General features: G+C 61.6%; 7 protein-coding genes and 1 pseudogene. 6 read left to right on the forward strand and 2 right to left on the reverse strand.

Annotated elements, in window-relative coordinates; all coding sequences use genetic code 11:
• Window positions 1–17 precede the first annotated feature (17 nt).
• Window positions 18–836 carry a GPO family capsid scaffolding protein gene (locus NA637_RS05825; protein ID WP_256071389.1) on the reverse strand — a complete coding sequence of 273 codons (819 nt, stop codon included), beginning with the start codon at window positions 834–836 and terminating at the stop codon, window positions 18–20.
• Between the two features lie 156 nt (window positions 837–992).
• Between NA637_RS05825 and NA637_RS05830 the strand changes: the two genes are divergently transcribed.
• From NA637_RS05830 to NA637_RS05845, 4 genes are all read left to right on the forward strand, one after another.
• Window positions 993–2,756: a terminase ATPase subunit family protein gene (locus NA637_RS05830; protein ID WP_256071437.1), complete on the forward strand. Its 1,764-nt coding sequence runs from the start codon at window positions 993–995 to the stop codon at window positions 2,754–2,756.
• Complete coding sequence (locus NA637_RS05835; protein WP_256071390.1) at window positions 2,756–3,757, forward strand: phage portal protein; 1,002 nt, start codon at window positions 2,756–2,758, stop codon at window positions 3,755–3,757. The genes NA637_RS05830 and NA637_RS05835 overlap by 1 nt, the downstream gene beginning before the upstream one ends.
• Window positions 3,758–5,338: 1,581 nt before the next feature.
• Complete coding sequence (locus tag NA637_RS05840) at window positions 5,339–5,707, forward strand: rhodanese-like domain-containing protein (protein ID WP_423836701.1); 369 nt, start codon at window positions 5,339–5,341, stop codon at window positions 5,705–5,707.
• A 124-nt stretch (window positions 5,708–5,831) separates the two neighbouring features.
• A complete protein-coding gene (locus NA637_RS05845) occupies window positions 5,832–6,956 on the forward strand; it encodes a mechanosensitive ion channel family protein (RefSeq protein ID WP_256071391.1) in 1,125 nt (374 codons plus the stop codon).
• 45 nt (window positions 6,957–7,001) lie between these two features.
• On the opposite strand, the gene acs is transcribed toward NA637_RS05845, so the two are convergent.
• A complete protein-coding gene (acs, locus tag NA637_RS05850; RefSeq protein WP_256071392.1) occupies window positions 7,002–8,960 on the reverse strand; it encodes an acetate--CoA ligase in 1,959 nt (652 codons plus the stop codon).
• Window positions 8,961–9,212: 252 nt separating this feature from the next.
• Here acs and NA637_RS05855 point away from each other — a divergent pair, with 252 nt between their 5' ends.
• Together NA637_RS05855 and NA637_RS05860 are read left to right on the forward strand one after the other, a co-directional pair.
• Window positions 9,213–10,553, forward strand: coding sequence for a DUF2254 domain-containing protein (locus NA637_RS05855; RefSeq protein WP_256071393.1), 1,341 nt, complete (start codon window positions 9,213–9,215; stop codon window positions 10,551–10,553).
• Window positions 10,554–10,780: 227 nt separating this feature from the next.
• A pseudogene (locus NA637_RS05860) lies at window positions 10,781–11,516 on the forward strand (hydroxymethylglutaryl-CoA lyase); the annotation flags it as partial.
• Between the last annotated feature and the right edge of the window lie 147 nt (window positions 11,517–11,663).

Below are 11,663 nucleotides of genomic sequence, written 5' to 3' on the forward strand. Positions count from 1 at the left end.
AGTGGGCGGGTCGGGGGTCAGAACGCGGCCAGAATTTGGCCGTTGCCGCCCGATACCGGCGGACGCTTGAACTGTTGCGGGTCGGCGACCTTTTCGAGCTTGGCGGTCAGCTCGGTGACGGTCGCCTCGAGCTTGGTGACCTGCTCGTCCAGGTTTGTGGCCTTGGTGCTGTAGGCGTCCAGGGCTGCCTGCTGCTTTTCGGCAAACTCCACCAGGGCGGTGACGGCATCGCCGATCTCGGCGAACTGGCTGTCGGCCTCTTTGCCCTTGGTGAACAGAGCCTTGACGCGGTTGGCCAGATCCTTGAATGCGCTGGGCTGTTCGGTGACCTCGTCGAATTCGAGCGCGGCCTCTTCGGCGGCGGAGAACAGGTTGTCCTTGTCCTGCTTGCGGCTGGTCAGCGTGCCGTGCTGGGCGCTGAATTCAAGGGCTTCGGTGCCCAGGCTCGCCGGGCTGTCGGTGACGGCCAGGCCGACCAGGTAGGCCCGGCCGGTGTCGGAAAACTTGGGCTGGATCTCCATGGAGGTGTAGATCTTCTGGCCTTTCTTGTTCAGGGCCAGCAGCGAGTCGTTGGGCTGGATCTGGGCGAACAGGGCGAGCTTCTGCTCGCCGTTGACGTCGACCTCCTCGACTTTCAGCGCGAGCACGTCGCCATAGGCACCGAACTGCGAGTCAGGCGACAGGCCCTTGATGTGCTCGACGTTGAGGCGGGCGCCATAGGTGTCGCGGCTGTAACTGGCCGCCATCTCTTCGAGCCAGCTGCGTTCGATCTTGCGGCCGTCGGTGGTCGCGCCTTCGACGCCGATACGGAACCAACGGGAGCGGAATTTCTTCATGGGGGTCATGTCCTCAGGCTGGCCGCGGGGGCGGCGTTAGCGTTGAGGGCATGGTCGGCAGACGGCGCGGTCCGGGCAATCAGCACGCCGTGTAGGCGGCGCAGGTACAGGGCGCGCCACTAACGGGGCTCACGCGTGCGCGACACCATCGGCGCCATGAATGCACCCGCCGAACGCCCCGCACAACGCGACAACCGCCGCCAGGCCAAATTCTTGTACTGGACGGGCTGGCGCATCACCGATATCGCCGGCTATCTGGACGAGAAGGAAAAGACCGTCCACAGCTGGAAGACCCGGGACGAGTGGGACCGGGCCGACAACGTCGAGCGGATTGGCGGCGCGCTGGAGGCCCGCCTGGTGCAGCTGATCCTCAAGGACGGCAAGAGCGGCGGCGATTTCAAGGAGCTCGACCTGCTGCACCGCCAGCTTGAGCGGCAGGCGCGGATAGAACGGTTCAAGGGCGGCGGGACTGAGGCCGAGCTCAATCCGAATCTGGATAAGCGCAACGCCTGGCCAAAGGCGAAGCCCAAGCGCAACGAGTTCGCCGAGGAGCACATCGAGCAGCTGGAGGAAGCGTTCCGCGATGGCTGTTTCGGCTACCAGCTGGACTGGTACCGCGCGGGCAACCAGCGGACCCGGGCGATTCTCAAGAGCCGGCAGATCGGCGCGACGTTTTATTTTGCGCGGGAGGCGCTGCTCGATGCGCTGGTGACGGGGCGCAATCAGATATTTCTCAGCGCGTCGAAGAATCAGGCGCATATCTTCAAGGCGTATATCCAGGCGTTTTCCCGCGAGGTCTGCCAGGTGGAGCTGACCGGCGATCCGATCATCCTGGCCAATGGCGCCGAGCTGCACTTCCTCGGTACCAACGCGCGCACCGCCCAGGGCTATCACGGCAATTTCTACTTCGACGAATTCTTCTGGACGTTCAAGTTCAACGAGCTGAACAAGGTCGCCAGCGGCATGGCGATGCAGAAGCAATACCGCCGCACCTATTTCTCGACGCCCTCCTCGATGGCGCATGAGGCCTATTCGTTCTGGACGGGTGAGCGCTTCAACAAGGGCAAGCCGGCGGCGCAGCGGATCCAGCTGGATGTGTCGCACGATGCGCTGCAGCAGGGCCGGCTGTGCGAGGACCGGATCTGGCGCCAGATCGTAACCATCCTGGACGCCGAGCAGCGCGGCTGCGATCTGTTCGACATCGAGGAGCTGCGCCAGGAGTACAGCGCGGAGGCCTACGCCAACCTGCTGATGTGTCAGTTCGTCGATGACGGCGCGTCGATCTTCCCGCTCAACATCCTGCAGCCCTGCATGGTGGATAGCTGGATCGAGTGGAACGAGGACTACAAGCCGTTTGCCGATCGGCCGTTCGGTGATCGCCAGGTGTGGGTGGGCTATGACCCGGCCGAGACCGGCGACAGTGCCGGCCTGGTTGTGGTGGCGCCGCCGCTGGTACCGGGCGGCAAGTTCCGCGGGCTCGAGCGGCATCAGTTCCGCGGGATGGACTTCGCCGCCCAGGCCGAGGCGATCCGCCGGGTGACGCTGCGCTATTGGGTGACCTACATCGGCATCGACATGACCGGCATGGGCTCGGGCGTGGCGCAGCTGGTGAAGCAGTTCTTCCCGAACCTGACCACCTTCAGCTACTCGCCGGAGGTGAAGACCCGCCTGGTGCTGAAGGCCTATGACGTGATCCACAAGGGCCGGCTCGAATTCGACGCCGGCTGGACGGACCTCGCCTCCTCGCTGATGGCGATCCGCAAAACCACAACGGCCAGCGGCCGGCAGATGACGTACACCGCCGGGCGCACCGATGACACCGGACACGCCGATCTGGCCTGGGCGCTGTTCCATGCCCTGCACAACGAGCCCCTCGAGGGCATGACCGCTCAGAACACCAGTTTTATGGAGATTTATTGATGAACACCGACATTGCCGCCGCACCCACCCAGGGCTTCGAGGCCTTCACCTTCGGCGACCCGATGCCGGTGCTCGATGGCCGCGAGCTGCTGGACTATCTGGAATGCTGGCTGAATGGCCGCTGGTACGAGCCGCCGCTGTCGCTCGATGGGCTGGCGAAGTCGACCAGGGCGAGCGTGTTCCTGCAGTCGGGGCTCAACTTCAAGCGCAACATGCTCGAGCGGACGTTCATTCCGCACAAGCTGCTGAGCCGGCAGGCGTTCGGGCAGTTCGCCCTGGACTGGTTGTGGTGTGGCAATGCGTACCTGGAGCGGCGGCAGAACATGCTCGGCCAAGCGCTGAGCCTGCAGCCGACACTGGCAAAGTACATGCGCCGCGGTGCCGACCTCGAAACCTACTACCAGGTGCGCGGCTGGAAGGATGAGCATATGTTCGCCGCGGGCACGATATGCCATTTGCGCGAAGCGGATATCAACCAAGAGGTTTACGGGTTGCCGGAATGGTTGTCGGCGCTGCAGTCGGCGTTGCTCAACGAGTCCGCCACCCTCTTCCGCCGGCGCTACTACCAGAACGGCAGCCATGCCGGCTTCATCATGTACATGACCGACGCGGCGCAAAAGGAAGAAGACGTCGACGCCCTGCGCACCGCGCTGAAGTCCGCCAAGGGACCGGGAAATTTCCGCAACCTGTTCATGTACGCGCCGGGCGGAAAGAAAGATGGCATCCAGCTGCTGCCGGTGAGTGAAGTGGCGGCGAGGGACGAGTTCGGTTCGATCAAGAACATCAGCCGCGACGATCTACTCGCCGCGCTGCGGATCCCGCCTCAGCTGATGGGCATAGTGCCGCAGAACGCCGGCGGGTTTGGCTCGCTGCGCGAGGCCGCTGAGGTGTGGGCGGTCAACGAGCTCGAACCTATCCAGGCAAGGCTAGCTCAGGTGAATGAGTGGCTGGGGGAGGAGGTGGTGCGGTTCAGGGAGTTTGAGTTGCCCACCAGGAACTGATCAGCAGTCGTCACCCCAACAAGCCGCCTCCGGGCGGTTTTTTTGTGCCGGCGCGACCAGATCGCGGCGCTCTACAAGCAAGCAAAAACCCATCACAACATAGCAAAAAGGGCTTTGCGCGTCCATCTAAAAACACTATGAACGCCAGTATTCATGCGGGTTTCAGCGGTTACCACCGTCTTGCGGCACCGGCCTTGGCGACGCATGAGGAGCGGCTTGCCAGTGGCGTACTGCCAAGCGTCCGCGACCCGTTCCGGAACAGCTGCAGCAGCCTGCCAAACCCGATCATCACCCGGCGCGCGCCGTTGTCCCCCCACCTCACCTGCGGGCTAAAGAGGCCTCTTTTTCTGCACTCCTGCAACGTGCCCTGCCCGCCCCGCTGCTGCAGCTGGCGGGGCGTTCGACGATCAATGAATGCCTGCGGATCCCGGCGAAGGTTCGGGCTGCACATGAGCCCGTAAGCGCCCCGATTTCTAAATCAATTTCCAAAACGGGTAATTTTGGTTAGGAGGCAGTTTCGGACGGCTGAAAGCCACGTATTTGCTGGGCTGGAGCACTTACCTCGAAAGGTAATTTTAGGTAAGGCAAAAGGTAATTTTTTTGCAAACGCCTGATTTTAAAGGAGTTAGTAAATCGATCACCTAACCACTACTTGAGGTAATTCGATTACCTATTTATTACCCTATTATTACCTTTAACGAATTTCGACAAAGCATTGAATTCACTACTATTTTCTCCGCTTCAAAATAGTCCTTACCAAAATTACCCGTTTTTTTTGGGTCAGGCGAAATCGCGGCAACAGCTAGGGAAGCGGGGATTTTGACCCGACGCGCTCACTTTCATGGGAACGCACTGGGAACACTCACCCGCGCACAAACGCCCTGCAGCCCAGCAAATACGTCGATTCAGGCCGCCAAAGCATGTGCCGCAGGCAACTTCAAAGAATGCGTCGCGAATCACGCTCAGCCGCCGAGCATGGGCCGTGCCATTCATCCAGGCTGAACGCAGCGCTGAACGGCCCCTCCGCTACCTTAGTGTTTCGATTCCACCCGCATTTGAAGCTGCAAAGAAGTCAGTCGTTTCCAATCGCGCCATGCGGCATTTGGGGATAACGATGCGGTAAACGCACACGCCGAGCGGCTTCTGACAGGCCATGGAGCACAAGCCTCGTCTTGCGGACGGCTCCCCACAAAACCAGCGCCAGCGGTTGACCAGGGCACCAGGGTGCAAAACCAGACCGCCCCGACAGGCGGCCTGCTCCGCGGCGAAACCAGGCCACCAGCGCGCTCGCACTCGAAGCGTTACCCAAATGACAAACTCCGGTAGATTCTGTTCATGTTGCATGGCCTGCATATTGCTTTGTTGCAGCTGAAGTCGAGACCAGAACTCGCCAAGCTACCGCCCGCTCTGGAATAGCCAAGTTGCTCCGCCAGAACAACCAGAAAATCAAAAGGCCGCCCATCATGTTAAAACACAAAAAGCTCAGGCAGGCTACGATGATCCTGCTCGCCACCGCGGTTATTCTGATCCTGCCGAACCTCACTCGACTGATCAGCTAAGACTGCAGGAATGAGGGAACCGATGAAGACCCTGTACCCACCGTTGATTTCAATAATGGCAACGGTAGCGACCACTGCAGCCATTGCTGCCCCGGTCGATCAGTCAGCCGCGCTGAAAGCCTTGCAGCGCACCAACGCCGTCCTGATCGACGTGCGCACCGAACTGGAGTTCGCCGAAGGTGCCCTACCCGGCGCGACACGTATCGAGACAGAGAATCTTGCTGGCCGCATCGCCGCGATTGCCTCGGACAAAGATGCTCCCGTAGTCCTCTACTGCCGTAGCGGCCGCCGAGCGTCAGCCGCGCAGGATCTGCTTCAGGACCTGGGCTATAGCCAAGTGATCAACGCTGGCGGTTATCAGGAACTGATCGGGCTCGTGCCACTTCGCTGAGAGCGTGCCCGTCGCGCGCCCTTCCTCGTTTCGCTTATCGTGGGAACTAATGCGCTGCATTGGCTACTGAAAAAGGAGCCACTGCTTAAGCGCTTGGTCGCGCATACCCGGAGGAAACCACTTGATGAATTGGGACGTGGTGTTGGACGAAGGCCTTTGGGTCAACCTCGGCGTAATTGCTGGCATCACGATCGCCAGCTATCTCATCCTGCAGACCGTCCTGCGGATCATCACCAACCGCCTTCGCAAGATGGCGAAGGGCTCCAGAAGCGGTTTCGTTGGCATTGCCGCGGAGATGCTCAGCCGCACCAGCCACATCCTGCTGATTGCCCTATCGCTACTGATCGCTCTGAAGGTCGTTGAGCTGCCAGCGCGGTGGGAAACGGCGATGTCCCACGGCTGGTTCATTGCGCTGGCGTTCCAGTTTGCACTGTGGATGGATACGGCCGTTCGCCTGTGGATGGAAAGCCTGACTCACGTCGGCAAGACGCGAAACCCGGTCACCACGACGATCATCGGGATCATGATCCGGATTGTGATCTGGACGATGATGCTGCTCTCGATCCTGGCGAACCTCGGCGTCGACATCACGGCGATGGTCGCCAGTCTTGGCGTAGGCGGTATTGCCATTGCTCTGGCAATACAGACGCTGCTCAGCGATATCTTCGCTTCGCTGTCGATCGGCGTCGACAAGCCCTTCGAGATCGGCGACTTCGTCGTCTTTGGTGCAGTCGCGGGGAACATCGAACACATCGGCCTTAAAACCACACGGATTCGCGCCCTCAGCGGCGAACAGGTCATCTGTGCCAATGCCGATCTGCTCAAGCAGATCCTGCACAACTACAAGCGCATGAACACGCGCCGTATCGTGTTCAAGTTCGGCATTACCTACAACACGCCGTCGGACAAGGTGCGTGAAGTCTCGGCGCTGGTGAGGCGGATCGTTGATGGTGTGGAGAACGCGAATTTTGACCGGGCGCATTTCCTTGCCTTCGATGACAGCCAGCTGACGTTCGAAGTCGTGTACATCATGCAGGTCTCGGACTACAACGCCTACATGGACGCCCAGCAGGAGATCAACCTGCAGTTGCTCGACGGCATCCGCGAAATGGGTGTGCAATTTGCTTTCCCGACCCGCAGTGTCGAGTTCATCGGCGGCAGTTTTCCAGAGCTGACTGTGGCCGGTGTTCCGCAGGAACAACCCGCCGCCAACCAGGAGTCACAGCGCTCGCTGTCAAACGGGGGGTGACGGTTGGCAGCGGTGACCGGCCGAGAGCCGAGAGCTGATCGCCGCTCAACTCATCGGCCGCATTTGCTTGTGGGTTTCGATCAGCTGCGGCACCACGCCAGGATCAGCCAAGGTCGTAATATCCCCCAATGCGTCGTATTCACCTGTGGCGATCTTGCGCAGGATACGGCGCATGATCTTGCCTGAACGCGTCTTGGGCAAGCCTGGCGCCCATTGGATGACATCAGGCACCGCAATCGGCCCGATTTCCTTACGGACCCACTGTTGTAGTTCCTGGCGCAACTGATCGGAGGGTTCCTCGCCCGCCAGCAGCGTCACGTAAACATAGATCCCCTGGCCCTTGAGCGGATGCGGCACACCCACCACCGCCGCTTCGGCCACCTTGCAGTGGGCGACCATGGCGCTTTCGATTTCCGCCGTGCCCATGCGGTGCCCGGAAACGTTCAGCACGTCGTCCACCCGACCGGTGATCCAGTAGTAGCCGTCCTCGTCGCGACGGGCGCCATCGCCCGTGAAATACATGCCGCGAAAGGTCTTGAAGTAGGTATCGACGAAGCGATCGTGGTCTCGATAGAGGCTGCGCATCTGCCCAGGCCAGGAATCGAGGATGACCAGATTGCCCTCGGCTGCCCCTTCAAGCAGGTTGCCGAGGTTGTCCACCAGCCCAGGCACCACGCCGAAGAAGGGCCGAGTTGCGGAGCCTGGCTTCAGTGCGGTCGCGCCTGGCAACGGGCTGATCAGAATGCCGCCCGTCTCGGTTTGCCACCAGGTGTCGACAATCGGGCAACGCGATCTACCGACCGTCTCGTAATACCAATGCCAGGCCTCGGGGTTGATCGGTTCCCCCACAGTACCGAGCAAGCGCAGACTCGACCCATCAGCCCCCTCCATCGCAGCCGGGCCTTCGGCCATCATCGAACGAATCGCAGTCGGCGCGGTGTAGAGGATATTCACCCGATGCTTGTCGATGATCCTGGCGATCCGCGTGACATCCGGATAGTTGGGTACACCTTCATAGATCAGGGTGGTGGCGCCATTGGCCAGCGGACCGTAGACGATGTAGCTGTGCCCGGTGATCCACCCGACGTCGGCGGTACACCAATAGACCTCACCAGGGCGGTAATCGAATACCCGCTCGTGGGTCAGGGCCGCGTAGAGCAAATAACCACCGGAGGTATGCAGTACGCCCTTCGGCTTACCGGTGGAGCCCGAGGTGTACAGGATGAACAGGGGTTCTTCCGCGCCCATTTCCTTCGGCGCACAAACATCCCCAGCCACGCGCATCAGGTCCTCGTACCAAATGTCGCGATGCGGGTGCCAGCGGATGTCGCCACCAGTGCGCCGCACCACAATGATCTTCTGCACGCAGCGCGTCTGCGGATTGGTCAACGCCTCATCCACATTGGCCTTCAACGGCACCTTTTTCCCACCACGGAGCCCCTCATCGGCCGTGATCACTACTTTGGAATTGCCGTCGATGATTCTCCCGGCCAAGGCTTCCGGCGAGAAACCACCGAACACCACCGAGTGGATGGCGCCGATGCGCGCGCAAGCCAGCATCGCCACGGCCACCTCGGGAACCATCGGCATGTAGAGCGTGACCACGTCGCCCCGATGCACGTCCTGTCCGCGCAACGCGTTGGCAAACTTGCTCACCTCCTGATGCAACTCGCGGTAGGTGACTTCGCGGTGATCTGCCGGATCGTCGCCCTCCCAGATGATCGCAATCTCATCGCCCCGGGTTGCGAGATGGCGGTCCAGGCAATTGGCCGAAACGTTCAGGGTGCCGTCGGCGAACCATTTGATATCGACATGGTGGTCGTCAAAGGACGTCTGTTTGACGCGCGTAAACGGCTTGATCCAGTCGATGCGCTCGGCCTGCTCGCGCCAGAATCCGTCAGGATTGACCACCGACTGTTGATACATGGCTTTGTAGGTGGCTTCATCGGTCAACGACCGGGCCGCTACCTCTGGACTTACCGGATACAGGGACACAGCACTCATGGCGAATACCTCATTCGTCGGTCTTGTTATCGTCTCGAACCCTGCCCCACAGGCGAACCATATGAATCAAACCAAGCGCCTGAGCGACTTCACGTTCGAGTTACACGGGCCTCACAGCGTTCCCAACACATTAGCCGCCGCGGAACACATCGTTGCCTATAGAGCATAGACGCTTCGGCCAGGGCGTACTTGCTCGCGCCCCGCGGTCATATGCCTGCCAGGGCCAAACGCCCGTCACGCCAGGTCTCAGTCATGTCTGCGCCAGCTAATATGTTCTTTCGTGTGGTCAAACGCATAACCGAAAGCATCGCCTTTTACCCGGTCCTGATTCCCGCCGCTTATGCGCTGCTGGCCGGGCTGGTCCTGGCGTTCGAATCGACCAGCCTTGCGCCCGTCCTGCGCGACAGGCTGCCACCCGGGCTGGTCGATGCAGACAACAGCCGGGAGATTCTAAGCACGCTCATTACCGGCATCATTTCCCTCACCGTCTTCAGCTTCTCCATGGTGATGGTCGTGCTCAACGGTGCCGCGGCGCGCCTGTCACCGCGGGTGCTGCCCGGCCTCGTTAGCGATCGGCGCAACCAGGTGATACTGGGCATCTACCTAGGCACCATTGTCTATTGCCTGATGATGATCGGCACGCTGAACGGCAAGGCTCCAGCAAGCGTGCCTGCCCTCGGGCTGCTGTTGGCGCTGGTGTTCGGCATGTTCTGCATGGCGCTATTCGTCGTATTCATCCGCTCGGTATCGCAATCGATTCAAGTCGATTGGATCCTTAGTCAGCTTTACGAAGGCGCATCGGCCAATCTGGACAAGCGGAAAAGGCGCATTGCCGACGTTGCCGGGCTTCCCGACGCCACCGACTGGTGGTGCCTGCCCGCCGCCCGACCGGGTTATCTTCGCGAGGTCAACGAACAGCGGCTGGGCAAGATATTGCGCACACGGAACTTGGCGGCCGTGATCCAGGTCGAACCGGGCTTTTTCCTGATCGAGGGTCATCCACTGATCAAGTTCAGCGAGCCGTTGAGCGAGCAAGATGCGGACGACGCACTCGACTGCTTCGATTTTCACGACAACGAATTCGCCGGCGCCAACGTTTCTTACGGCATGCGGCAGATCTCGGAGATTGCGGTCAAAGCCATCAGCCCAGCGATCAACGATCCGGGCACGGCGATGCGGGCGATCAATCTGCTCGGAGTACTGTTGAAGCGGCTCGGCGGCGTGCCGCCTTATGACATTGGCTGCGTCGACCACCAACCGCGCCTCTTCTATCCGCAAATGGGCATGCAGCGCATCCTGCAGACCGTGATCGCCCCGATCCGCATCTATGGTGGCCACGACCCGCAGGTCTTGATCACGCTGTTGCAATGCCTGAAGAACGCCCTGCATGGCAGCCCGGGAGAAGCGCAGCTGGAGGCACTTCACGAGGAGATCCGCGCCGTGCGTGGTGTCGCCGATGCCAAGGTGGAGAGCCCACGCGACCGTCGCGCGATAAACGAGGTGCTCGAGCGCTTCGCGCAATTCCAGAGCACCCAGGCTGCCGTAACGCTTCTGCCAATCGAGCCGGAGGATCGGGTCCAAGGCCAAAGGTGAGTTCAGCCTGCTGGGCGGCGGGTCGCACCACCCACCAGGCAGTGCGAGGGGCTTATCGCTTGAAATGGAAGGCCCGCGCTTTCTCGCTCCCGCCGCAGCTGACGGACGGTGTCGTAACCGTGTTCCCGCGCGAAGCATGGGCACAATCGGTTGCGCCTGGGCAGGGCCGGCGTGGACTTACTCCGCCTGGTTCGCCGCCTCGGCCGCTTTGATCAGATCGGCACCCCTTCACCGCGCCCGAGGCCATCCCCAATCTGCGCGATGCCGAAGAGGGGATGGGCGGCATCCGCCGCATCCCCGGCGTGGCGTACACCGTGCTGGTGCCGAACGTGAAGGGCTGCGAGCGGGCGCTGGCCTGCGGCGTCGACGAGATCAACCTGGTGATGTCGGCCAGCGCCACCCACGGCCTGCGAACCTGCGCATGACGCCCGCGGCAGCGACCTGTTCATCAACGCCTCGCTGTCGACCACCTTCGGCTGCCCCTTCGAAGGCGAGGTGCCGGTGGCACGCGTGCCGAACTGGTTCAGCGCCTGCTCGACCTCGGCCTGCAGGGCGTGGCCCTCTGCGACACCACCGGCATGGCGGACCCGGCACAGGTCGGGCGCCCCTGTCGCGAGGTGCTCGAGCGCCATCGGCAGGCCGTGTTCACCCGCGCATTTCCACGATACCCGCGGCATGGGCCTGGCCAACGCGCTGGCCGCGTTGAACGCCGGCATCGACCGCTTCGACGCCTCGCTCGGCGGCCTCGGCGGCTGCCCCTACGCATCGGGTGCCAGCGGCAACATCTGCATCGAGGACCTGGTGCATATGTTCCAGCACATGGGGCGCGACACGGGGGTCGACCTGGATCGCCTGCTCGCCTGAGCGGCCCGCCTGCCGGCGCTGATCGGCCACGACGTGCCGGGTACCATCCTCAAGGCCGACAAGGCCGACCGTCGCTATCCGAAGCAGAAGTGGATCGACACCAGGCCGGCCCGAACCGACCCGCAACACAGCCCTGACCTCTCGCGCCGGCAACGAGGCGACCCGTCTATAATGCCCGTTTGGAGTGCATGCATAGCGACCAAAGCAGTGCGGCGCTCGAATATCGGTCACGCTCGTTCAAGGATC

Source organism: Stutzerimonas stutzeri, assembly GCF_024448935.1.
GTDB classification, from domain to species: Bacteria; Pseudomonadota; Gammaproteobacteria; order Pseudomonadales; family Pseudomonadaceae; genus Stutzerimonas; species Stutzerimonas stutzeri_AO.